Here is a 23,644-nt window from a genome sequence, read left to right as displayed (position 1 = left end):
AATATCGCAGCCTCGTTTCACTCGTCAGCTCCTACAGGGTTTTGCGCTGCAACCACTCCAGCATCCCCAACCCCGCAGCCCGCCCGCTGGCAAAGCATCCGGTCAGCAAATACCCGCCCGTCGGCGCTTCCCAATCGAGCATCTCCCCCGCGCAGAACACCCCCGGCAACGCCTTGAGCATCAGACGCTCATCCATCGCCTTGAACGTCACACCACCGGCGCTGCTGATCGCTTCGTCCAGCGGTCGGGTTTTCACCAGGGTCAACGGCAAAGCCTTGATCGCCCGGGCCAACAGCCCGGGATCGGCAAAGGTTGCGGCGTCGCTCAGTTCGCGCAACAACGCCGCTTTCACCCCGTCGATCCCGACCTGACTGTGCAGATGCTTGGCCATCGAGCGTGAACCTCGCGGCTTGCTCAACGCTGCCTGTAATTTATCCACAGGCCGGCCGGGCAGCAGATCGATGTGCACCGTGGCTGAGCCATGCGCGTTGATCGCTTCGCGAATCGGCGCCGACAGCGCGTAGATCAGGCTGCCTTCGACACCCGTTGCGGTGATCACGCATTCGCCCAAGCGCGGGATATCGTCGTTCAAACCGATGGCGACGTTTTTCAGCGGTGCGCCGGCGAATTTGCTGACAAGGAACTCGCTCCAGGCCTGCACCTCGAAGCCGCAATTGCTCGGCTGCAACGGCGCCAGTCCTACGCCTTTTTGCTCCAGTGGCAGCATCCACGCGCCGTCCGAACCCAGGCGCGACCAACTGCCGCCGCCAAGGGCGAGCAGGGTGGCATCGGGTTTGACGGTTATTTCGCCGTAGGGGCTGGCGATGCGCAGTGCGCCGTGTTCATCCCAACCGAGCCAGCGATGCCGGGTGTGGATAACCACGCCGCTGTCGCGCAGGCGCTTGAGCCAGGCGCGTAGCAACGGCGCGGCCTTCATGTCGGTGGGGAACACCCGGCCGGAACTGCCGATGAAGGTTTCGATGCCCAGTTCATGAATCCAGCGGCACAACGCATCGGCGTCGAAGGCGCGCAGCAACGGCGCGATCTGCGGCGCGCGTTCGGCGTAGCGCGCGAGGAACGCCGGATAGGCTTCGGAATGGGTGATGTTCATGCCGCCGACCCCGGCCAGCAGGAACTTGCGCCCCACCGAAGGCATGCCGTCGTACAGATCGACGCGCACGCCGGCCTGGCTCAGCACTTCGGCGGCCATCAGGCCGGCGGGGCCACCGCCGATGATGGCGACGTGAGCGGGGAGGGGGGCGGAAGTCTGGGTCATGGCGTGCGCTGCGGTATGGCGGGATAAGGCGCGCATTCTAACAGCCGGGATCCGTGTAGGAGCTGCCGCAGGCTGCGATCTTTTGATCTTGAACCTTACAAAACAAGATCAAGAGATCGCAGCCTGCGGCAGCTCCTACAAGGGTATCGAAGGTGAATTCCAGGATCTGGTTGAAAATTGATCAGTGCATTGCAGGCCATATCCAGTGTGGCCTGTAGTCCCTTTCGCTCAGGTTATCCACAGGCCGTTCCACAGCCATTGTGGGTAACGCAGCACAGCTTAATGACAACCGTGTGACGTCCAGACCCGTTGCGCGCTGTGATGCAGGATGCCGTGGCGGCGGGCGAGGGCGTGGCGATCCTTGCTGTAGCCGCCACCGATGACGCCGACCACCGGGATGTCGCGGCCCAGGCAATGGCGCATCACGCTTTCATCGCGGGCGGCGACGCCGGCGTCTGTCAGCTGCAGATAACCGAGGGCGTCGTCCTTGTGCACATCGACCCCGGCGTCGTACAGCACCAGATCCGGTTGATACAGCGGCAGCAGGTAGTTGAGCGTGTCATCGACCACCTTCAAATAGTCGGCATCGCCCATGCCTTTGGGCAGTGGGATGTCCCAGTCGCTTTCGGCCTTGCGTGCAGGAAAATTCTTTTCGCAGTGCAGGGAAACGGTGATTGCCTCTGGGGTGTCGTGGAGAATTCGCGCGGTGCCATCGCCCTGATGCACGTCGCAATCGAAGATCAGCACCCGGTTCACCCGACCGCTTTGCAGCAGGTAATGGCTGATGATCGCCAGGTCATTGAAAATGCAGAACCCGGCCGGGTAATCGTAGTGGGCGTGATGCGTGCCGCCGGCCAGGTGACAGGCCAGGCCGTGCTCCAGGGCTTTTTCTGCCGCCAGAATCGAACCGCCCACGGCCCGCACGGTGCGTCGGGCCAGCGCTTCGTTCCACGGCAGACCGAGACGCCGCTGGTCTTCGCGGGACAACTCGCCGCTCATGTAGCGTTCGATATAGCGACGGTCATGGGCCAGGGCGAGGATGTCGTTGGGACAGATCTGCGGACGCAGCAGGTCGGCGTCGCGGGTCAGGCCGCTGTCGATCAGGTGATCGCGCAGCAAGCGGAACTTGTCCATCGGAAAGCGGTGATCCGCCGGAAACTCGGGGCTGTAGTCTTCGTGGTAGATCAGCGGCAGTGGCATGGTGATTTCTTATCAGAACGTGGGATCAGGAACGCAGGAAAGCGTGAAGGATCCTACCAGCGATGTAGACTTGCGGCATGGAAACGGAGGGGCACGATGGAGCCGATAAACGAACTCGAAAGCGCACGCCTGTTGATGCGCCAGTGGCGCGACGAGGATTTGCCGGCATTTGCAGCGATGTGCGCCGATCCGCAGGTGATGCGCTATTTTCCGGCGCCGATGAGTCGTCTGGAAAGTGCGTCGATGATCGGCCGGGTGCGCGGGCATTTTGCCGAGCACGGTTTCGGTCTATGGGCGCTGGAGCGCAAGGACAGCGGAGAGTTCATCGGTTTTACCGGCCTCGGTGTGGTCGGTTTCGATGCGCCATTCACTCCGGCGGTGGAAATCGGCTGGCGTCTGGCCCGCGAGCATTGGGGCCTGGGCTACGCCAGTGAGGCGGCCTGGACCGCATTGCGCGCGGGCTTCGATCGGCTGGCACTGAAGGAGATCGTGTCCTTCACCGCACAAAGCAATCTGCCGTCGGAGAAAGTCATGCAGGCGATTGGCATGCATCACGATCCGGCCGATGATTTCGATCACCCCAAACTTGCCGTCGATCACCCGTTGCGTCGGCATCTGTTGTACCGCATCACCCGGGAGCAATGGCTACAGACCTTGCATGGCTAAGCCGACACGGACGTTTACAATGGCGCGACAGTGGCTCGCGCCAGAACCTGAATGGGCCGCCGCAGCCAAGACTGCGCGGCATAGCGTTGTGTGAGGAGAGTCTGAATGAGCCAAGTGTTGGAAGATCTGGTCGACCTGCTGACCCTGGAACCAATCGAGGAAAACCTGTTCCGTGGCCGCAGCCAGGACTTGGGTTTCCGTCAGTTGTTCGGTGGTCAAGTGCTCGGCCAGTCGCTGTCGGCGGCCAGTCAGACGGTTGAAGAGGCGCGCCATGTGCATTCGATGCACGGCTACTTTCTGCGCCCGGGCGACGCCAAGTTGCCGGTGGTGTACTCGGTTGATCGTGTGCGTGATGGCGGCAGTTTCAGCACCCGGCGGGTGACGGCGATCCAGAAGGGGCACCCGATCTTTACCTGCAGTGCGTCGTTTCAGTACGACGAAGAAGGCTTCGAGCACCAGAGCCAGATGCCGGTGGTGGTCGGTCCGGAAAACCTGCCGTCGGAGCTGGAACTGACCCAGCAGCGCGCGCACCTGATCCCCGAGCTCATGCGCGAAAAACTGCTGTGCCCGAAACCGATCGAAGTGCGCCCGGTCACCGAAAAAGACCCGTACAACCCGCAGCCAGCCGATCCGGTGAAGTACGTGTGGTTCCGCGCCGACGGTGCGCTGGCCGACATTCCGGCATTGCACAAATACCTGCTGGCCTACGCCTCGGACTTCGGGCTGCTGACCACCTCGATGCTGCCCCACGGCAAGTCGGTCTGGCAGAAAGACATGCAGGTCGCCAGCCTCGATCACGCGCTGTGGTTCCACAATGATCTGCGCGCCGATGACTGGCTGCTCTATGCGATGGACAGCCCGTGGGCCGGCAACTCCCGTGGTTTCTCCCGTGGCAGCGTGTACAACCGCGCCGGGCAGTTGGTGGCGTCGGTCACCCAGGAAGGCTTGATTCGTCACCGCAAGGACTGGGCATGAGCCTGAGCGATGTGAAGCACTGGGTGTTCGACATGGACGGCACCCTGACGGTCGCGGTGCACGATTTTGCCGCAATCCGCGTGGCGCTGGCGATTCCGCCCGAGGACGACATTCTCACCCATCTCGCGGCGTTGCCTGCCGATGAGGCGGCGGCTAAACATGCGTGGCTGCTGGAGCATGAGCGTGATCTGGCGCTGGGTTCAAAACCGGCAGCCGGAGCGGTGGAGCTGGTGCGCGACCTGCACGGGCGTGGTTATCGCCTTGGCATTCTGACGCGCAACGCGCGGGAACTGGCGCATGTGACGCTCGAAGCGATTGGCCTGGCTGACTGCTTCGCCGTGGAAGATGTGTTGGGCCGCGACGAAGCCCCGCCCAAGCCGCATCCCGGAGGTTTGCTGAAACTGGCCGAGGCCTGGAAGGTGCCGGCCAGCGAGATGGTGATGGTCGGTGATTACCGCTTCGACCTGGATTGCGGGCGAGCGGCCGGGGCACGGACGGTGCTGGTGAATTTGCCGGATAACCCGTGGCCGGAGCTGACGGATTGGCATGCGCAGGATTGTGTGGTGTTGCGGCAGATGCTTTCGGCCTGAGAATCTACTTTGTCTGACCGGGCCTCTTCGCGAGCAAGCTCGCTCCCACATTGGGAATACAATTCCCCTGTGGGAGCGAGCTTGCTCGCGAAGAGGGCATCAACTCCACCAAACAGCTTACTGCTCAAACAACGCTTTTTGCCCTTCGGGCGACGTCAGCATTCCATCGCCGTTATGCCCCACCCCGGGCACTTCAACCAGCCGCTGATTCACCCCTTCCGGATGGCGGCGCAGCAGGTAGCCGAAAAACAGTTTGCCGCGTTCCAGGCGATAAGCGCCCTGGGCTTCGGCGGCGCAGCTCTTGTCCAGCGCCGGATGCTGCGGGTCGATGTCCTGTTGGCCGAGCAGATAAATCACCTCACGCTTGATGTAACTGCTTTCAAGCTGCAACGGCGTTTGCCCACCGGCGTACACCGGCATGTCGGTCAGACCGTACTTCCAGCGGTTGAAGCCCGGGCAGTGTGCGTGATCGAACGCCACCGGCCGCTGTTCATTGAAATATGCGTACGACGACGGGTTGGCCACCACATACCGCAGGCGAATGCCGTTGGCCTTCAGCGCCGGCTGATCCTTGGCGAGCAGGGCATAGCGCTGCACCACCTGACCGCCACCGGAATGGCCGAAAATCACGATCTGCTTTACGTCCGGAAACTGCTTGCGATCGCTGATCCGGGCGACGATTTCGTCCAGTGCGGCGTAGGAACTCAGCGGGTTCGGGCCTGTGGATAACCCGCCACCCATCCACTCGTTGCCTTTCCAGCGCAGCAATGTGTTCGGCAGGGAATACAGGGCGACGTCACTTTCGTTGAGAAACTGCGGGGCGATCACCAGCGTGTGCGCGGTTTGCCCGGCCAGTGCTGCGGCGCTTTCGGCGCTTTTGCGGTAGGTCTCGGCGTTGCGCAGACGACCGTGAATGACGATCAGCACCCGTTCGATTTTCTCCGGCGCCGGGCCGATGCCGACGGCCATCTCCCCGGCCTTCAATTGCAGGCGCCCGGGACTGATCGCATCGACACCGGCGGCCTGGGCACTGCCGCCGATGATCAGTAAAGCCAAAAGCCATTTGCGCATTTACAGGTTTTTCGCGGCAAAGGTATCGCACTGGCCGACCTGGCCCTGGGCGAATCCGGTTTTGAACCAGCGCACTCGTTGCGCCGACGTACCATGGGTGAACGAGTCCGGCACCACACGGCCCTGACCCTGTTGTTGCAGGCGATCATCACCGATGGCGTTGGCCGCGTTCAAGGCCTCTTCGATGTCACCGGGTTCCAGCCAGTTCAGGCGCTTTTGCGCATGGTAGGCCCAGACACCGGCCAGGCAGTCGGCCTGCAATTCCTGACGCACCAGCAAACCGCCGTCGCCCTGCATCTGCCGACCCTGCTGACGCGCGGCCTGAATTTTTGCCGAGACGCCGAGCAGCGTCTGCACATGGTGGCCGACTTCGTGCGCAATCACATAGGCCTGGGCGAAGTCGCCGGCAGCCTTGAAGCGCTGGGCCATTTCCTGGAAGAACGCCATGTCCAGATAGACTTTCTGATCCGCCGGGCAATAGAACGGGCCGGTGGCCGAGGTGGCGAGACCGCAGGCGGAATTCACCCGGTTGCTGAACAGCACCAAGGTCGGGTCCTTATATTGGCGCCCGGCCTGCTGGAAGATCGCGCCCCAGGTGTCTTCGGTATCGCCCAGGATCGAACGGACGAATTCGGCTTGTTGGTCATTGGCCGGAGGCGCCTGACGGGTTTGCGTAGTGGCCGGGGCTGATTGCTCGGTCATCTGCCCGGTGAGCTGGCCGAGGATCTGCAATGGATCCTGTCCGGTGATCCAGCCGATACCCACGATCAGCAGGATCGCCCCAAGGCTCAGGCCCTTGCCGCCACCGAAACGCATGCCGCCGCCACCGCTGTCGCCCTCATCACCCCGGGCGTCGACAACGTTGTCACTGCGTCGGCCTTTTTTCCATAGCATGTGGGAATCCTCTATCTGTACGTGGTGATGAGTGTTGCTGGTGTGTGAGTGTGGCGCCAGTCCGGTCGTCCGTCTATTGGCGCACATTCAAGCAGGCCCGGCCTCGGGTCGCGAGGGCGGGCCTGTTATTGACGAGCATGTGCGCGACTAATTCAATCGATTGGCGGATTTCTCTTGCCGCACTGTGCAGGGGGCAAGAAAGTGGGCGGTTATCGGATTGCAGTTCCAGATTTGGTGTGCTTTGCCTGTATTTTAGAATTCGCCACTTTTTTCTGGGATTTCAACATGGCCGGCAGTCAAATCGAACGGGTTTTCAGTGTGCTGGAAAGCCTCACCAGTGATCCGCGCGGGGTGCCGTTGCAGGCGCTGGCCGAGCAGATCGACATCCCGAAAAGTGCCACTCACCGCTTGCTCGCGGAGCTGGTTCGGCTGGGCTACGTGCGGCAGAATCCGGAGACCTTGCGCTATCACTTGTCGACCAAATTGGTCGCGATGAGCTTTCGTTATCTGTCGAGCAGTGGTGCCGACATCGTGCAACCGGTGCTTGATCGACTGGCCCGGGAAACCGGCGAGCTGGTGCGGCTGGGGGTTATCGACGGTGAGCGCCAGACCTGGATCGCCAAGGCTCAGGGGGCGCGCACCGGTCTGCGCTACGACCCTGACATGGGCCGCGATGCGCCGCTGTTTTACACCGCGTCGGGCCACGCCTGGCTCGCCAGCATGACCGATGCCGAAGCGTTGTCGCGGGTCGAGCGCCAGGGCGCCGGGGTGCCGGCGGATATCGGGCCGAATGCGCCGCGCTCCAATAGTGAATTGCTTGAGCGCTTGCGGCTCGCGCGCGAGCAGGGGTATGCCTGCGTCGAAGAAAGTTCGGCGCTGGGCACGTCGGCGATTGCCGCGGTGGTGCGGCATCCCGCTGACGGCCGGGTGATTGGCGTGTTGAGCATCGCCGGGCCGACTGCGCGGATGCCGGGGGCGCGGTTGCATGAGTTGGCGCCGTTATTGCTGACGTTCACCGAAGAGCTGTCGGCGGCGAGTCTGGCTTCGGAGTTGTTTGCCTGAATCGCCATCCCTGTCGATTGCGTGTGGAAGATTCAGGGAAACCGGGCGGTGTTCGCCCACTTTTCCGCTTCAGGGTTGTAGGAATCTGGAACGCAGTTCTAAATTATCCGTAGCCGCCGTTGATTCACCCATCAGAGATAGCCCATGACCGTCAGCACTCCGCTCTCCGGTGTCAACCAACCCTTCAAGGGGATCTTGCTGATTGTCGTGGCGACCTTCCTGTTCTCCAGCCACGACGCCCTGTCGAAATACCTCTCGGGCTTCTACCCGATCATCATGGTGGTGTGGGCCCGTTATCTGGTGCACACCTTGCTGATGGCGGGGATTTTCCTGCCGCAATCGGGGCTGCGCGTGCTGCGCACCAAACGGCCGTTATGGCAGTTGGCGCGAGCACTGTGCCTGCTCGGCACCAGTCTGTTTTTCACCACCGCGCTGCTGTACATCCCGCTGGCCGAGGCCACGGCGGTCAACTTTCTTGCGCCGGTGCTGGTGACGGCGTTGTCGGTGCCGTTGCTCAAGGAAAGGGTGACGCGCGGGCAATGGATTGCGGTGATCTGCGGATTCATCGGTGTGCTGATCATCGTCCACCCGGGAGGTGAATTGTTCACCCCGGCGGTGCTGCTGCCGTTCTGCTCGGCGTTGTTCTTCTGCTTCTATCAACTGCTCACGCGCAAGCTCAGCGAGGTCGATAGCCCGACCACCAGCAACTTCTTCGCCGGTCTGTGCAACACGCTGGTGATGAGTGCGCTGGTGCCGTTCTTCTGGCAAGTGCCGACATTGACGCATGCTGCATTGATGCTGGCGCTGGGCAGTTGCGGGATGACTGCGCACCTGTTTCTGACCCAGGCGTTCCGCCATGCGGCACCGGCCTTGCTGGCGCCGTTTGGTTACTGCCAGATCGTGTTTGCGGGATTGTTGGGGTGGGTGGTGTTCAATCACACGCCGAGCCTTTTGACGGTGATCGGTATCGCGGTGATCTGTTGCAGTGGACTGGCGGCAGCGTGGCAACAGAGCAGAAAACATCAACCCGTGTAGGAGCTGACGAGTGAAACGAGGCTGCGATCTTTTGATCTTCAAAATCAAGATCAAAAGATCGCAGCGTGCCGCAGCTCCTACAAGGGAGTGGTATAGGCAGGTTACTCGGTGAGGTCAGGAATCTTGCGCGGAGCCATGAAGTACATCCAGGTCAGCGCAATGAAATACATCGCCGGAATCAGCGTGAACAGCACCGTGTAGTTGTTGTTGGTGACGGTCAGGATGTGGCCGACGATCTGGGTCATGAACATCCCGCCGATCGCTGCGCACATGCCGCCGAAACCGAACACCGTGCTCATCATGTGCTTGGGTGTGTAGTCCATCACCAGGCTCCAGATGTTCGCGGTCCAGGCCTGATGCGCACCAATCGCCAGGGAGATGGCAGCCACCGCGACCCACAGATTGGCCGAGCCGGCCGCCATGATCACGCCGATGATGCAGCAGGCGAACAGGAACATCGACAGCAGCCGCGCCTTGATCGAGTTCATCCCGCGACCGATGAGGAATGAAGACAGAATGCCGCCGCCGACACTGCCGAAGTCGGCGGTGACATAGATGATGATCAGCGGGATGCCCATCTGGGTCACGTTGATGCCCAGGTTGTATTGCTGATTGAGAAACGGCGGCAGCCAGTACAGGTAGAACCAGAACACCGGCGCCGTCAGCGAATAGGCGAGGGCGAAGGCCCAGGTGCCACGCATGCGCAGGATGCGCGAGAACGGGACGCGGGCCTGTTCCGGTTCGACTTCCTGTTGAATGTACTCAAGCTCGGACTGTTTAACGCTCGGGTGGTCTTCCGGGTTGAAGTACTTCAAGCCCCAGAACAGCAGCCAGATCCCGCCCAGCGCCGACATGCAGAGGAACGCGGCCTGCCAGCCCCAGACATGGAGGATCAGCGGCAGCAGCATCGGCGTGAACATTGCGCCGACGTTGGTCCCGGCGTTGAAGATGCCGGTAGCCACTGCACGTTCACCGGCGGGGAACCACAGGCGTGTGGTTTTCACGCAGGCCGGGTAGTTGGCCGCTTCGGTCAGGCCGAGGATGAAGCGGCAGACCATGAAGCCGACGGCCGACGTTGCCAGGCCATGGGCGCCGGTGGCCAGGCTCCAGAGCAGCACCGCGCAGAAGAACACGCGCTTCACGCCGACCCGGTCGATCAGGCGTCCCTGCAGGACGAAGCCGATGGCGTAGCCGACTTGAAACCAGAAGTTGATGTTGGCGTAATCCATCGCCGTCCAGCTCATTTCCTTGGCGAGGATGGGCTGCATGACGCCGAGGGCGGCGCGGTCGATGTAGTTCAGGGTCGTGGCGAAAAACACCAGCGCCAGCATGCCCCAACGGGTCTTGCCGACGGCCATGGCGCCGCGGATCTTGTCGCCGATGCCACCCGTGGCAGTGCTCATGGCCGGAGCCATGCGGGAAGTCTGTGAAGGAATCATTGTTCCACCCGTTTTTGAATTTGTTATGTGGTGTTGTTTGCAAGGCACTGCGACCGAAGGTTCACTTGCGGACTCAATGTGACGTCGATGGTGGGCAGTGGACGAAAAATCGTCAATTCGTCGAATCGCCATTGTGTTCGATAATCGCACGCAAAACTAACCGGGTAGTACACTTTAAATTGCTGTGCGCAGTCATGCAGCCAATAATTTCCCTCACTATAAAAACCATCCTCTGTAGGAGCTGCCGAAGGCTGCGATCTTTTGATCTTGATTTGAAAAGCAGCATCAAAAGATCGCAGCCTTCGGCAGCTCCTACATTAAAGCGGCGCAGTCCGGGAGTAGAAGCATGCAGCGTTCCATTGCCACCGTTTCCCTGAGCGGCACCCTGCCGGAAAAGCTCGAAGCCATCGCCGCCGCCGGGTTCGACGGTGTCGAGATCTTTGAAAACGATCTCCTGTATTACGACGGCAGCCCGCGGGAAATCCGGCAGATGTGCGCTGATCTGGGAATCGCGATCACTTTGTTCCAGCCGTTTCGCGACTTCGAAGGCTGCCGGCGTGATCGTCTGGCGCGCAATCTGGAGCGGGCCGAGCGCAAGTTCGACCTGATGCAGGAACTGGGCACCGACCTGGTGCTGGTGTGCAGCAACGCCTCGGCGGACAGCGTCGGCGACCGGCAGATTCTGGTTGATGATCTGCGCCTGCTGGCTGAGCACGCGGGCGCTCGCGGGCTGCGCATCGGCTATGAAGCGCTGGCCTGGGGTCGGCACGTCAATACGTATCAGCAGGTCTGGGACATCGTGCGCCAGGCCGATCACCCGGCGCTCGGCGTGCTGCTCGACAGCTTCCACACCTTGTCGCTCAAGGGCGATCCGGCCGCTATCGCCGACATTCCCGGCGACAAGATCTTCTTCGTGCAAATGGCCGACGCGCCGATCCTCGCCATGGATGTGCTGGAGTGGAGCCGGCATTTCCGCTGCTTCCCGGGACAAGGCGAATTCGATCTGCCGGGGTTCCTCGCGCCGATCATCCAGAGCGGTTACACCGGGCCGTTGTCGCTGGAAATCTTCAACGATGGCTTCCGCGCCGCGCCACCTCGGGCCAACGCTGCTGATGGTTTGCGCTCGCTGCTGTATCTGGAAGAGAAGACCCGTCAGCGTCTGGAACAACAAACTACCCCGGTGGCTAACCGCGAAATCCTGTTCGAAACGCCGAAGGCCAGCGAGTACAACGGCATCGAGTTTCTTGAGTTCGCGGTGGACGAAGCGCTCGGCGCCAAACTGACGAACTGGCTGGAGCGGCTGGGCTTCGTCAAGGCCGGGCAGCACCGCTCCAAGAGCGTGAGCCTGTTGCGTCAGGGCGATATCAACCTGATCCTAAACGCCGAACCGTATTCGTTCGGCCACAGTTTTTTCGAGGCCCATGGCCCGTCGCTGTGCGCCACCGCCGTGCGGGTCAAGGACAGCGCCAGTGCCCTGGCCCGCGCCGTCGCCTACAAGGGCCAGCCCTATCGCGGACTGGTCGGCCCCAATGAACTGGAACTGGCCGCCGTGCGTGCGCCGGACGGTAGCCTGATTTATCTGGTGGATGAGGCGGCAGACGTCTATGGCACCGACTTCCATCTGCTGCCAGACGCGGTCGCCCGTGGCGGCCTCAAGCGCATCGACCACATGGCCATGGCGTTGCCGGCCGACAGCCTCGACAGTTGGGTGCTGTTCTACAAGAGCCTGCTGGATTTCGAGGCCGACGATGAAGTGGTGCTGCCTGACCCTTACGGTCTGGTGAAGAGCAGGGCGCTGCGTAGCCGCGACAGTTCGATCCGCTTGCCGCTGAACATCTCCGAAAACCGCAACACTGCGATCTCCCATGCGCTGTCGAGCTATCGCGGTTCCGGTGTGCATCACATCGCCTTCGATTGTGACGACATCTTCGCCGAAGTCAGCCGCGCCAAAGAGGCGGGGGTGCCGCTGCTGGATATCCCGCTCAACTATTACGACGACCTTGCTGCGCGCTTCGATTTCGATGACGAATTTCTCAGCGAGCTGGCCTATTACAACGTGCTTTACGACCGTGATGCCCAGGGCGGCGAGCTGTTTCATGTGTACACCGAACCGTTCGAGGGACGCTTCTTCTTCGAGATCATCCAGCGTAAAAACGGATACGCCGGTTACGGTGCGGCGAACGTCGCGGTGCGTCTGGCGGCGATGGCCAAATCGCGCAGCGGCGTGGTGCGCCAGGCGAAGTTGTAGGAAATTCGTAAGCGCGAGATTAAACACGGGCCGCGCGGCTTCCTTCACTGTGCAGCGCGGCCCATAATCGCCAACCTGTGCAGTGATGGCCGTGAGCCCGCAATGACAATGACATCAGAACTCCCCGCCGCTCCCGTCGTATCAGGCATCGAGCCGCGCAAGAGTCGCAAGAACAACCCGGAAAAGACCCGCGAGAACATCCTGCAGGAGGCGATCGTCGAGTTCGTCCAGCAGGGCTTGTCCGGCGCCCGCGTCGACGCGATCGCCGAGCGCATCCACACCTCCAAACGCATGATCTATTACTACTTCGGCAGTAAGGAGCAGTTGTACGTCGAGGTGCTGGAGAAGCTTTACGGCGACATCCGCAGCACCGAAAACCGCCTGCACCTGGCTGAGTTGCCACCGGTGTTGGCGATCCGTCGGTTGGTGGAGTTCACCTTCGATCACCATGACCGCAACGTCGATTTCGTGCGCATCGTCTGCATCGAAAACATCCACAACGCCGAGTTCGTGAAGCGTTCCGATGCGATCAAGGCGATGAACAACACCATCCTCGATTCGCTGGGCGAGATTTTGCGCCGTGGCGCCGAGGAAGGCGTGTTCCGCGCCGGGCTCGATGCGCTGGACGTGCACTTGCTGATCAGCTCGTTCTGCTTCTATCGCGTCTCGAACCGCCACACGTTCGGTGAGATTTTTCAGATCGACCTGCCGGACGAAGCCATCAAGCAGCGCCATCGCGAGATGATCTGCGAGTCGGTATTGCGCTACTTGCAGCCGTGACAAGCAAAAGATCGCAGCCTTCGGCAGCTCCTACAGGGCTTTGTGTAGGAGCTGCCGAAGGCTGCGATCTTGTGATCTTTAAACGTTCATGCTTTGGAAATGCGCGAGCATTCGCTGCGCATCCGGCACCACGCCGCTGAACAGCTCAAACGCCTTCACCGCCTGAAACACCGCCATGTTGCCGCCGTCCAGCGTGCGGCAACCGAGGGCGCGGGCGTTGCGCAGCAGTTCGGTTTCCAGCGGGAAATACACGATCTCCGCGACCCACAATGCCTTGCGCAGCCACTCGACCGGCACTGGCGTACCCGGGAGTTTGGCCATGCCCATCGGCGTGGTGTTCACCAGGCCATCAGCCTGATTCAATGTGCCCGGCAGATCGCGCCCGGCGATGGCGCGACCGGCGCCGAAATGCTGGTTGAGGTTGTTCGCCAGACTCTCGGCGCGCTCGCGGTCGACGTCGAAAATGCTCAGTTGTCGGACACCTTCACTCAGCAGCGCGTGAGCCACTGCCGCCCCGGCGCCGCCAGCCCCCATCTGCACCACTCGCTCACGGGCGACGTCGTGCAAGCCGCGACGAAACCCTTCGGCAAAGCCCAGGCAATCGGTGTTGTGGCCGATGCGTTTGCCGTCCTTGAACACCACGGTATTGACCGCGCCGATGCCCCGGGCTTCCGCCGACAGCTCGTCGAGCAGCGGGATGATCGCCTGTTTGCACGGGAAGGTGATGTTCAGGCCGGTGTAGTGCATGCGCTCGGCGGCCTGCAGCAAGTCGGGCAGGGCGTTGCTGTCGAGTTGCAACTGATCGAGGTCGATCAGACGATACAGGTAGCGCAGGCCCTGGGCGTCGCCCTCGTGTTCATGCAGCGACGGCGTGCGCGAAGCCTGGATGCCGGCGCCGATCAGTCCGGCCAGTATTGCCGGTTTACGGCTCATGCTGCACGCCCCTTCAGTCGTTGGCTGAAATGTTCCAGAGCCAGGCGGTAGCCATGGCTGCCGAAGCCGCACATCACCGCCGTTGCGATGGCCGAGACGAACGAATGATGGCGGAACGGCTCGCGCGTATGGACGTTGGACAGGTGCACTTCGATCACCGGCAACTCACTGGCGACCAAGGCGTCACGGATCGCCACCGAGGTGTGCGTCCAGGCGGCCGGGTTGATCACGATCCCGGCGCAGCGTCCGCGTGCGGCATGAATCCAGTCGAGCAATTCGCCTTCGTGATTGGTCTGGCGAAACTCCACAGCCAGGCCGAACTCTTCGGCGGCGCGGCCGCACAGGGCAGAGATATCAGCCAGGGTTTCGTGACCGTAGGTCGCCGGTTCACGGGTGCCGAGCAGGTTCAGGTTCGGGCCGTTGAGCACCAGAACGATAGGGGGCATTGGGGGCAAACTCCACTTGTTGTTTTTGGCTTGGGCCGAGGGTTTCAGCCTGTGGAGGTAAAATGTACCAGATGGTTACCATGGTCAATTGAAGTGCGTTGGCCTTGGTGCTTTTTGTTCGGTGATCGCACACAAGCCATTTGCGTGGTGAAGATTGTTCGAATTGTAACGACAGCTTTGCTTACGTTTTCCCTCGAAGATTTACCCACTTCTGACCCCCGCCGACGCTAGCCTGAGAGTGGTGAGAACCAGCGCGTGCTGTGCAGCGCCGATCGTCGGATTTGAAAGGATTATCGAATCCTGAAACTTATTAACCTAACGGATGGGTTAGCATGAAGGTATGCAGCTACAAGGGATTGTCGATGCGCATTATGTTGCGAGATGAACATTGCCCACCGCACGCTCATGTGAACGCGGGTGCCTGGAACGCCCGATTCCAGTTCAGCTTCTGGCACAACGACATTGATCTGTGGGATGTCGTACCGCTTTCTCGTCGACCGCCGATGTCCGTGCTGGAGGGCTTGTGTCGATCACTGGGGCAACCTGCTCATCTGCGTCGCGCACGAGGGATCTGGTGGTCGGGCGTGCAAACCGTCTGTCTCGACAATCAGGTGTGGGACTGCGAATCAAACGAAGTCCCCGTGATGAAGCCGGTCACCGACACGACCTACAGGATCGGTGCCGCGCGCTATGATCCAGAAGCAGACACAGTACTTCTGACATTGGTCGGCAAACTGGAAGGAGTTGAAATCCATTTATGAAAGTCATCAAGGCCAGGCCGTCGGTACATCGTCCACTGACGGAAGACATGCTCGATGCAGCCATACAGCGTGGCGAAGCACGACAAGCCAGCAGTTTGCACGCCGTTTCTGTGAGCTTTGAAAAACCATCTCTGGTCATCCATTTTGAAGACGGCAGCGGTGTGTTGTTACCGGTGAATCAGTATCCAGAGTTCGACGGGTTTGAGGCCGGCGATTATGAGGGCCTGACAGTCGGTTTCGCAGGCACTGCGCTTTGCCATGAAGGCAAAAACCTTGACGTTTCCATTGCCGGAATGATTTCGGCGAACCCGTCACTTATGAGGATGGCGGCCTCGGTGGTTGCTTCGCGCAACGGTCGTCAAAGCAGTGCTGCAAAGTCTGAAGCTGCACGAGCGAATGGCAAAAAGGGCGGGCGACCCCGTAAAACCGATATCGCACCGTAAGCCCCCACAAAAAAGCCGTCGATCACGACGGCTTTTTTGCATCCGGGAACCGGCAATCAACGCCGGGTCAGCAACACCCCGGACTCCATGTGATGCGTCCACGGGAACTGGTCGAACAGCGCGCAGCGGGTGATGCGATGCGTGTCGTGCAACTGGGCGATGTTGGCGGCCAGGGTTTCCGGGTTGCAGGAGATGTACAGAATGTTGTCGAAACGGCGGGTCAGCTCGCAGGTGTCCGGGTCCATGCCGGCTCGCGGTGGGTCGACGAACACGCTGCCGAACTCGTAGCTTTTGAGGTCGATGCCTTGCAGGCGACGGAACGGTCGGACTTCGTTCAGCGCTTCGGTCAGCTCTTCGGCGGACAGACGCACCAGCGTGACGTTATCCACAGCGTTTTCGCTGAGGTTGCTCAGTGCGGCGTTGACCGAGGTCTTGCTGATCTCGGTGGCCAGCACTTTGCGCACGCGAGTGGCGAGCGGCAAGGTGAAGTTACCGTTGCCGCAGTACAGCTCCAGCAGATCGTCGCTGCGATCGCCTAACGCTTCGTATGCCCAGTTGAGCATCTTCTGGTTCACCGTGCCGTTGGGTTGGGTGAACGCGCCTTCCGGCTGGCGGTAGCTGAAGGTGCGGCCGCCGACGTCGAGTTTTTCCACCACGTAATCGTGGCCGATGACTTCGCGTTTGCCCTTGGAACGACCGATGACGCTGACGTTGAGATTAGCGGCCAGTTGGGTGGCAGCGGCATGCCAGTGCTCGTCCAGCGGACGGTGGTAGCACAGGGTGATCATCGCATCGCCGGCCAGGGTGGTCAGAAACTCGACCTGGAACAGCTTGTGGCTCAGCGCCGAGCTGGCTTGCCACGCGGCCTTGAGCTGCGGCATCAACTGGTTGATGCGCAGGCTGGCGATCGGGAACTCTTCGATCAGGATCGGCGTGCGTTTGTCGTCCTGGGAGAACATCGCGTAATGCCGCTCACCGGCCTCGCGCCACAGGCGGAATTCGGCGCGCAGGCGGAAGTTTTGCAGCGGCGAGTCGAACACGGTCGGCTCTGGTGCATCGAACGGGGCCAGCAGGTCACGCAAACGCGTGACCTTGTCTTCGAGCTGAGTGGCGTAGGCCTGGGAATCGAAAGTCATGCGTTGAACCAACCCAACTTGATCACAAACAGAATCGACAGAATCACCAGCGCCGGGTTCAGCTCGCGGACGCGGCCCGACAGCAGCTTGATCACGGTCCAGGAAATGAAACCGAACGCGATGCCGTTGGCGATCGAGTAGGTGAACGGCATCGCCAGCGCGGTGATTACCACCGGTGCGGCGACGGTGATGTCTTCCCAGTCTATTTCCGCCAGACCCGAAGTCATCAGCACGGCGACGAACAGCAATGCCGGTGCGGTGGCAAACGCCGGAACGCTGGCCGCCAGTGGCGAGAAGAACAGCGCCAGCAGGAACAGCAACGCCACGACGACGGCCGTCAGACCGGTACGACCGCCAGCACTCACGCCGGCAGCGGATTCGATATAGCTGGTGGTGGTTGAGGTACCCAGCAGCGAACCGGCCATGGCGGCGGTGCTGTCAGCGATCAGTGCACGACCCATTTTCGGCATGTGGCCGTCCTTGCCCATCAGGCCGGCGCGCTTGGCGACGCCGATCAGGGTGCCGGAGTTGTCGAACAGGTCGACGAACAGGAAAGCGAAAATCACGCTGACCAGACCGATGTCCAGCGCGCCCTTGATGTCCAGTTGCATGAAGGTCGGCGCCAGCGAAGGTGGCATCGAGGTCACGCCGTTGAACGGGGTGAAACCCATGGCGATGGAAACGATGGTCACTGCCAGAATGCCGATCAGTACTGCACCGCGCACTCTCAGGGCTTCGAGGGCGACGATCAGGGCAAAGCCGAGGGTGGCGAGGATCGGTGCCGGGGCTTTCAGCTCACCGAGGCCGACCATGGTCGCCGGGTTGCTGACCACGATGCCGGCGTTGTGCAGGGCGATCAGCGCCAGGAACAGGCCGATACCGGCGGCAATCGCCGAGCGCAGCGGCAGCGGGATGCTGTTGATGATCCATTCGCGGATGCGGAAGATCGACAGCAGGAAGAAGCACACCGCCGAAATGAACACCGCGCCCAGCGCCACTTGCCAGGTGTGGCCCATGTGCAGAACCACGGTGTAGGTGAAGAAGGCGTTCAGGCCCATGCCCGGTGCGAGGGCGATCGGGTAGTTGGCGATCAGGCCCATGATGGTCGAGCCGATGGCGGCTGCCAGGCAGGTGGCGACGAACACCGCGCCCTTGTCCATGCCGGTCTCGCCGAGGATGCTCGGGTTGACGAACAGAATGTAGGCCATGGCCAGGAAGGTCGTGACGCCCGCCAGAATCTCGGTACGCACGTTGGTGTTGTGTGCCTTGAGTTGAAACAGCCTTTCCAGCATGTCTGCTCCCCGTGGCGCGCGTGGCGCCGTGAATGTATCGACCTCAACAGCAAAGCACAGACCGTCGCAAGCGCCTGGGAATTTGTGGTGGGCCGGAAAAAGCCGCGCATCATACCAGCAGCGTGAGGAATATGGCGGTTGTTGGCGCCGAACGTCGTCGAAGTTTTGCCACAGGGCCAACTGCGCCATACTGCGCGCTGATTTTTTCGGGATGGGAAACGCATGAGCACGCGCGGGATGAAGGCTTGGGGTTTGATTGCTGCGCTGATGGCCGGGGCGCCTGTGGTACTGGCCGCCTCGGCGCAGCCATTGACGCAAGTGAAAGTGATCAAGGTCCAGTCGCCGGCCTGTGGCCTGGAAGACATCGGTGATGGACAGACCCAGACCCAATGCAATCACGCCGGGCCGAGCATCAAGGTGTATGTGCTGGAAGTCGGCTATGGCCAGAATCAGCCGCACGCCACGCTGGACGGTTTTGAAGTGAACGGCACCCGGGCCCCGGTGTGTGCCTTCGATAACGGCAATCTGACCGAGTGCACCCCCGGCCGTAACACCGTCGGCTCGCTGTATACCTTCGATCTGGCGGGTAAACAGGAAGGCACTTTCAGCTTCAGCAACACTTCGATCAACGCGCCGCGCAATACGATGTCGACCCAGCTGTACATCAAGTAACCGTTGCGGTGAACAGAGCAGGGTAAAGCTGGCTACGCTTTAAAGGTCACTCAGCGGATTGCACTTATGACCTTTAGAGCCCTGATTACCCTCGCCGAGGGCATCGATGACCTGCAAAGCGTGACCTTGATCGACGTGCTGCGCCGCGCCGGCGTCGAAGTCGTGGCGGCCAGCATCGAAGGCCGGCGCATGCTGACCTGCGCACGCGGCACGCGCCTGACGGCGGACGGCATGCTGGTCGACGTGCTGGCGCAGACCTTCGACCTGATCGTTCTGCCCGGCGGCGCCATCGGCGCCCAGCACCTCGCCGCGCATCAGCCGTTGCAACAACTGCTCAAGGACCAGGCCAGCGCCGGACGCCTGTTTGCCGCCATCGCCGAGTCCCCGGCCATCGCCCTGCAAGCCTCAGGCGTATTACGTCAACGGCGCATGACCTGCCTGCCGAGTGCCAGCCATCAACTATCAGGCTGTACGTTTGTTGATCAACCGGTGGTGGTCGACGGCAATTGCATCACCGCCCAAGGCTCCGGCGGCGCACTGGCGTTCGCCCTGACGCTGGTTGAGCAGCTTGGCGGCAAGGCGTTGCGGGCCAAGGTAGCGGGGGAGATGTCGGTTTGACGAAGCTCAGACCTTCACCTCTTCCATCGGCACATGCATTCGGTCGCGGTTGGCCAAGCTCGGGAACAGTTTGATCCACGTCCCGGTCACCACCAGCGTGCCGATCCCGCCCATCACCACCGCCGGCACAGTGCCGAACCAGTGCGCGGTGAGGCCGGATTCGAATTCGCCCAACTGGTTCGAGGCGCCGATGAACAGGCCGTTCACTGCGCTGACCCGGCCGCGCATTTCGTCCGGGGTTTCCAGTTGCACGAAGGAGGCGCGGATCACCATGCTGATCATGTCCGCCGCGCCGAGCACCACCAGCACCGCCAGCGAGAACCAGAACGAAGTCGACAGGCCGAAGGCAATGGTTGCCACACCGAACACGCCGACGGCGGTGAACATCACCCGACCAACGTTGCGCTCGACGGCGAATCGGGCGAGGAACAGCGACATCCCCAGTGCGCCGACCGCCGGTGCCGAACGCAACAGACCGAGGCCCCACGGCCCGGTCAGCAGAATGTCCTTGGCGAAGACCGGCAGCAACGCCGTGGCCCCGCCGAGCAGTACCGCAAACAAATCCAGCGAAATTGCCCCGAGAATATCCGGGCGGCTGCGAATGAAGCGAATCCCCGCCAGCAAAGAGTCCAGCGTGGCTTTGCCTTTGTTCAGCGGCGTTTGCCGCGCGGGCAGGTTGAGCATCAAGGTGCAGGCAATGACATAGAGCAATACCGTCGGGCCATACACCCAGACGCTTCCGAACGCGTAAAGCAAGCCACCGAGGGCCGGTGCGACGATAGTTGCTGACTGTTGAGCCGATTGCGCTGCAGCGACCGCCCGTGGAAACAGGGCGCTGGGCACGATGCTCGGCAGCAAAGCCTGGGTGGTCGGCATCTCGAAGGAGCGCGCCGCGCCGAGCAGGAAGGCGAGGATGAAGATCATTTCGCGGGTGACGTGGTCGGTCGCACTGCCGATGGCCAGTGCAAGCGCGATCAACGCCTGCAACGACTGGCAAATCGCGGCGACCTTGCGTCGATCATAACGGTCGGCGACATGCCCGGTGTGCAGCATGAACAGCACCCGTGGCGCGAATTCCACCAGACCGACCAGGCCCAGGTCGAGCACGTTGCCGGTCAACTGGTACAGGTTCCAGCCGATCGCCACGGTGAGCATCTGAAAGCCACTGGCAGTGAAAATCCGGGCAAACCAGAACGCGAGAAACGGACGATGGTGACGTAACAGCAGGGGCTCTTGGCTGGGCATCTGAAGGCAGGTCTGGCTTGAGGAGAAACGCGAGATTATCACCAGTCTGTAATAGGAAGTGGCTAGGAGAAAAAATTAGTTAGCCAGACATCGATTATCCCGATACCCCACAGGGAATGTATTTCAGATCGCCGACCCAATCCTGAGGCAACTTGTCACGCGGCAAACGACCACGCGGTTCTTCGTCGGAAATGGGACTACTCTTTCAACGTTGCTTGATCCAGATCAAGACCCTCCCGGGCCATGCTCTGGTGGCCCGTTGGCCAGACTCCCTGCGCTGCGATGGTTGTTAAAAAAGAACGAATCAGAATTCGCCGCACTCCATATCCGTGGGGGCAGTAGGCAGGGGCCACAAGCCCCAACGCCGGTATTACCTGACAGAGGAAGCCATATGTTCGGTTTAGAGGCACTCGATCTCGCCCGAATTCAGTTCGCGTTTACCATCTCGTTCCACATCCTGTTCCCGGCCATCACCATTGGTCTGGCGAGCTACCTGGCGGTGCTCGAAGGCCTGTGGTTGAAGACCCACAATGACACCTACCGGGATCTCTACCACTTCTGGTCGAAGATCTTTGCCGTCAACTTCGGCATGGGGGTGGTGTCGGGGTTGGTCATGGCCTACCAGTTCGGCACCAACTGGAGCCGCTTCTCGGACTTCGCCGGCTCTGTCACCGGACCGCTGCTGACTTACGAGGTGCTCACGGCATTCTTCCTCGAGGCGGGTTTCCTCGGGGTGATGCTGTTCGGCTGGAACAAGGTCGGGCGCGGCCTGCACTTCTTCTCTACGGTGATGGTGGCCATCGGCACGCTGATCTCGACGTTCTGGATTCTCGCCTCCAATAGCTGGATGCAGACCCCGCAGGGCTTCGAGATCGTCAACGGTCAGGTGATTCCTACCGACTGGCTGGCAATCATCTTCAACCCGTCGTTCCCGTACCGCCTGATGCACATGGCGACGGCAGCGTTCGTCGCCACGGCCTTCTTCGTCGGTTCGTCGGCGGCCTGGCACCTGCTGCGCGGCAAGGACAACCCGGCGATCCGCACCATGCTGTCGATGGCAATGTGGATGGCGCTGATCGTCGCGCCGATCCAGGCGGTTATCGGTGACTTCCACGGGCTCAACACCCTCGAGCATCAACCGGCAAAAATCGCCGCAATCGAAGGCCATTGGGAAAATAAAGGCAACGAAGCCACACCGTTGATCCTGTTCGGCTGGCCGGACATGAAAGAAGAGAAAACCAAATTCGCCGTGGAGATCCCGTACCTCGGCAGCCTGATCCTGACCCACTCGCTGGACAAGCAGGTGCCGGCCCTCAAGGAATTCCCGCCTGAAGACCGGCCGAACTCGACCATTGTGTTCTGGTCGTTCCGGGTCATGGTCGGCCTCGGTTTCCTGATGATCTTCACCGGTCTGTGCAGCCTGTGGCTGCGCAAGCGCGATTCGCTCTACACCTCGCGGCCGTTCCTGTATCTGGCGTTGTGGATGGGGCCGTCCGGCCTGATCGCGATTCTCGCCGGCTGGTTCACCACAGAAATCGGTCGTCAGCCGTGGGTGGTCTACGGGCTCATGCGCACGGCAGATGCGTCCTCCAACCACAGCTTCATGCAGATGAGCATCACCCTGATCATGTTCGTCGTGGTGTATTTCGCGCTGTTCGGCGCCGGCCTGGGTTACATGATGCGGCTGGTGCGCAAAGGGCCGAAAACCGACGAGGGCAAGGAAACCAACAGCGGTGGTCCTGGCCAGAAACGCACACCGGCCCGTCCGTTGTCTGCGGCTGATGACGAAGGCGCCGACGCTGACCACCGCTCCAGCCTGACCAAGGAGATTTGAATCATGGGTATTGATCTTCCGCTGATCTGGGCCGTGATCATCATCTTCGGCATCATGATGTACGTGGTCATGGATGGCTTCGACCTGGGGATCGGGATTCTCTTCCCGTTCATCCCGGGCAAGACCGACCGTGACGTGATGATGAACACCGTCGCACCCGTATGGGACGGCAATGAAACCTGGCTGGTACTGGGTGGCGCAGCGTTGTTCGGCGCGTTCCCGCTGGCCTATTCGGTGGTGCTCTCGGCGCTGTACCTGCCGCTGATCTTCATGCTGATCGGCCTGATTTTCCGCGGCGTGGCGTTCGAGTTCCGCTTCAAGGCCAAAGACGACAAGCGTCATCTGTGGGACAAGGCGTTCATCGGCGGCTCGGTGGCGGCGACGTTCTTCCAGGGCGTGGCGCTGGGGGCGTTCATCGACGGCTTGCCGGTGGTCAATCGGCAATACGCCGGCGGCTCACTGGACTGGCTGACACCGTTCACCCTGTTCTGCGGCGCTGCGCTGGTGGTGGCCTATGCGTTGCTCGGCTGCACCTGGCTGATCATGAAAACCGAAGGCAAGCTGCAGGAGCAAATGCACAACCTGGCGCGGCCGCTGGCATTCGTGCTGCTGGCGGTGATCGGTATCGTCAGCCTGTGGACGCCGCTGGCCCATCCGGAAATCGCCACACGCTGGTTCAGCACGCCGAACCTGTTCTGGTTCATGCCGGTACCGATTCTGGTGCTCGTCACGATGTACGGCTTGATTCGCGCGGTGGCGCGCAACGCCAACTACATGCCGTTCCTGCTGACCCTGGTACTGATCTTCCTCGGCTACAGCGGTCTGGGCATCAGCCTGTGGCCGAACATCGTGCCGCCGTCGATATCGATCTGGGATGCTGCCGCACCACCGCAGAGCCAAGGCTTCATGCTGGTCGGTACGCTGTTCATCATCCCGTTCATCCTGGGCTACACCTTCTGGAGCTACTACGTGTTCCGCGGCAAGGTCACCCATGAAGACGGTTACCACTAATCTGCCGCTCCGCTCAC

The 23,644-nt window shown here is 61.2% G+C and carries 23 protein-coding genes; 13 read left to right on the top strand and 10 right to left on the bottom strand.

The features are described 5' to 3' along the window. Nucleotides 1-31 precede the first annotated feature (31 nt). Both KKQ10_RS21075 and KKQ10_RS21070 read right to left on the bottom strand, forming a co-directional pair. Nucleotides 32-1,276, bottom strand: coding sequence for a TIGR03862 family flavoprotein (locus KKQ10_RS21075; RefSeq protein ID WP_215502186.1), 1,245 nt, complete (start codon nt 1,274-1,276; stop codon nt 32-34). A gap of 279 nt (nt 1,277-1,555) precedes the next feature. Beyond that, nucleotides 1,556-2,476, bottom strand: coding sequence for a histone deacetylase family protein (locus tag KKQ10_RS21070; protein ID WP_127652433.1), 921 nt, complete (start codon nt 2,474-2,476; stop codon nt 1,556-1,558). A 96-nt stretch (nt 2,477-2,572) separates the two neighbouring features. Between KKQ10_RS21070 and KKQ10_RS21065 the strand changes: the two genes are divergently transcribed. The 3 genes from KKQ10_RS21065 to KKQ10_RS21055 all read left to right on the top strand — a co-directional run bounded on the left by KKQ10_RS21065 (nt 2,573) and on the right by KKQ10_RS21055 (nt 4,707). Further along, nucleotides 2,573-3,142: a GNAT family N-acetyltransferase gene (locus KKQ10_RS21065; protein WP_127652434.1), complete on the top strand. Its 570-nt coding sequence runs from the start codon at nt 2,573-2,575 to the stop codon at nt 3,140-3,142. A 105-nt stretch (nt 3,143-3,247) separates the two neighbouring features. After that, nucleotides 3,248-4,117: an acyl-CoA thioesterase II gene (gene tesB, locus KKQ10_RS21060; protein ID WP_127652435.1), complete on the top strand. Its 870-nt coding sequence runs from the start codon at nt 3,248-3,250 to the stop codon at nt 4,115-4,117. Beyond that, the gene (locus KKQ10_RS21055) at nt 4,114-4,707 is read left to right on the top strand and encodes an HAD family hydrolase (protein WP_127652436.1); all 594 of its coding nucleotides are present in this window, start codon (nt 4,114-4,116) and stop codon (nt 4,705-4,707) included. Before tesB ends, KKQ10_RS21055 begins: the two co-directional genes overlap by 4 nt. A 117-nt stretch (nt 4,708-4,824) precedes the next feature. Here the strand turns inward: KKQ10_RS21055 and KKQ10_RS21050 are convergent, their stop codons facing one another. Together KKQ10_RS21050 and ypfJ are read right to left on the bottom strand one after the other, a co-directional pair. After that, the gene (locus KKQ10_RS21050) at nt 4,825-5,778 is read right to left on the bottom strand and encodes an alpha/beta fold hydrolase (protein ID WP_215502185.1); all 954 of its coding nucleotides are present in this window, start codon (nt 5,776-5,778) and stop codon (nt 4,825-4,827) included. Beyond that, nucleotides 5,779-6,672, bottom strand: a complete 894-nt coding sequence (gene ypfJ, locus KKQ10_RS21045; protein WP_127652438.1) for a KPN_02809 family neutral zinc metallopeptidase — start codon at nt 6,670-6,672, stop codon at nt 5,779-5,781. A 285-nt stretch (nt 6,673-6,957) separates the two neighbouring features. Between ypfJ and KKQ10_RS21040 the strand changes: the two genes are divergently transcribed. Together KKQ10_RS21040 and KKQ10_RS21035 are read left to right on the top strand one after the other, a co-directional pair. Next, nucleotides 6,958-7,734, top strand: a complete 777-nt coding sequence (locus KKQ10_RS21040) for an IclR family transcriptional regulator (protein ID WP_215502184.1) — start codon at nt 6,958-6,960, stop codon at nt 7,732-7,734. A gap of 144 nt (nt 7,735-7,878) precedes the next feature. Next, nucleotides 7,879-8,769, top strand: coding sequence for a DMT family transporter (locus tag KKQ10_RS21035; RefSeq protein ID WP_127652440.1), 891 nt, complete (start codon nt 7,879-7,881; stop codon nt 8,767-8,769). 101 nt (nt 8,770-8,870) lie between these two features. On the opposite strand, the gene KKQ10_RS21030 is transcribed toward KKQ10_RS21035, so the two are convergent. Further along, entirely contained in the window at nt 8,871-10,208 is a 1,338-nt protein-coding gene (locus KKQ10_RS21030) for an MFS transporter (protein WP_127652441.1), read from the bottom strand. Nucleotides 10,209-10,554: 346 nt separating this feature from the next. On the opposite strand from KKQ10_RS21030, the gene quiC reads away from it, so the two are divergent. Both quiC and KKQ10_RS21020 read left to right on the top strand, forming a co-directional pair. Further along, on the top strand, nt 10,555-12,456 hold the full coding sequence (gene quiC, locus KKQ10_RS21025) for a 3-dehydroshikimate dehydratase QuiC (protein ID WP_215502183.1): 1,902 nt from the start codon (nt 10,555-10,557) through the stop codon (nt 12,454-12,456). A gap of 102 nt (nt 12,457-12,558) precedes the next feature. Next, nucleotides 12,559-13,236, top strand: coding sequence for a TetR/AcrR family transcriptional regulator (locus KKQ10_RS21020; protein ID WP_127652443.1), 678 nt, complete (start codon nt 12,559-12,561; stop codon nt 13,234-13,236). A 78-nt stretch (nt 13,237-13,314) separates the two neighbouring features. On the opposite strand, the gene KKQ10_RS21015 is transcribed toward KKQ10_RS21020, so the two are convergent. Next, on the bottom strand, nt 13,315-14,169 hold the full coding sequence (locus KKQ10_RS21015) for a shikimate dehydrogenase (protein ID WP_215502182.1): 855 nt from the start codon (nt 14,167-14,169) through the stop codon (nt 13,315-13,317). Continuing rightward, complete coding sequence (aroQ, locus tag KKQ10_RS21010) at nt 14,166-14,615, bottom strand: type II 3-dehydroquinate dehydratase (protein ID WP_215502181.1); 450 nt, start codon at nt 14,613-14,615, stop codon at nt 14,166-14,168. The genes KKQ10_RS21015 and aroQ overlap by 4 nt, the downstream gene beginning before the upstream one ends. 332 nt (nt 14,616-14,947) lie before the next feature. Here aroQ and KKQ10_RS21005 point away from each other — a divergent pair, with 332 nt between their 5' ends. Then, the gene (locus KKQ10_RS21005; RefSeq protein WP_215502180.1) at nt 14,948-15,376 is read left to right on the top strand and encodes a DUF4160 domain-containing protein; all 429 of its coding nucleotides are present in this window, start codon (nt 14,948-14,950) and stop codon (nt 15,374-15,376) included. Beyond that, entirely contained in the window at nt 15,373-15,819 is a 447-nt protein-coding gene (locus tag KKQ10_RS21000; RefSeq protein ID WP_215502179.1) for a DUF2442 domain-containing protein, read from the top strand. Before KKQ10_RS21005 ends, KKQ10_RS21000 begins: the two co-directional genes overlap by 4 nt. A 56-nt stretch (nt 15,820-15,875) precedes the next feature. Here the strand turns inward: KKQ10_RS21000 and trmA are convergent, their stop codons facing one another. Together trmA and KKQ10_RS20990 are read right to left on the bottom strand one after the other, a co-directional pair. Beyond that, complete coding sequence (gene trmA / locus KKQ10_RS20995) at nt 15,876-16,955, bottom strand: tRNA (uridine(54)-C5)-methyltransferase TrmA (RefSeq protein WP_215502178.1); 1,080 nt, start codon at nt 16,953-16,955, stop codon at nt 15,876-15,878. Next, entirely contained in the window at nt 16,952-18,247 is a 1,296-nt protein-coding gene (locus KKQ10_RS20990; RefSeq protein WP_127652627.1) for an NCS2 family permease, read from the bottom strand. Before KKQ10_RS20990 ends, trmA begins: the two co-directional genes overlap by 4 nt. A 222-nt stretch (nt 18,248-18,469) precedes the next feature. Between KKQ10_RS20990 and KKQ10_RS20985 the strand changes: the two genes are divergently transcribed. Together KKQ10_RS20985 and KKQ10_RS20980 are read left to right on the top strand one after the other, a co-directional pair. After that, nucleotides 18,470-18,919, top strand: a complete 450-nt coding sequence (locus KKQ10_RS20985) for a DUF4879 domain-containing protein (RefSeq protein ID WP_127652626.1) — start codon at nt 18,470-18,472, stop codon at nt 18,917-18,919. Between the two features lie 66 nt (nt 18,920-18,985). Further along, nucleotides 18,986-19,537, top strand: coding sequence for a DJ-1 family glyoxalase III (locus KKQ10_RS20980; protein WP_215502177.1), 552 nt, complete (start codon nt 18,986-18,988; stop codon nt 19,535-19,537). Nucleotides 19,538-19,543: 6 nt separating this feature from the next. Here KKQ10_RS20980 and KKQ10_RS20975 read toward each other — a convergent pair whose 3' ends face one another. Next, a complete protein-coding gene (locus KKQ10_RS20975) occupies nt 19,544-20,782 on the bottom strand; it encodes an MFS transporter (protein WP_127652624.1) in 1,239 nt (412 codons plus the stop codon). A gap of 391 nt (nt 20,783-21,173) precedes the next feature. Between KKQ10_RS20975 and KKQ10_RS20970 the strand changes: the two genes are divergently transcribed. Both KKQ10_RS20970 and cydB read left to right on the top strand, forming a co-directional pair. Beyond that, entirely contained in the window at nt 21,174-22,616 is a 1,443-nt protein-coding gene (locus tag KKQ10_RS20970; RefSeq protein WP_215502176.1) for a cytochrome ubiquinol oxidase subunit I, read from the top strand. 3 nt (nt 22,617-22,619) lie between these two features. Then, on the top strand, nt 22,620-23,627 hold the full coding sequence (gene cydB / locus KKQ10_RS20965) for a cytochrome d ubiquinol oxidase subunit II (protein ID WP_102354486.1): 1,008 nt from the start codon (nt 22,620-22,622) through the stop codon (nt 23,625-23,627). Nucleotides 23,628-23,644 lie beyond the last annotated feature (17 nt).

This window comes from Pseudomonas sp. MG-9, from assembly GCF_018729515.1.
Classification (GTDB): domain Bacteria; phylum Pseudomonadota; class Gammaproteobacteria; order Pseudomonadales; family Pseudomonadaceae; genus Aquipseudomonas; species Aquipseudomonas serboccidentalis.
Note: the sequence above shows the minus strand (reverse complement) of the source record. Positions and strands in the feature narration are given on the sequence as shown.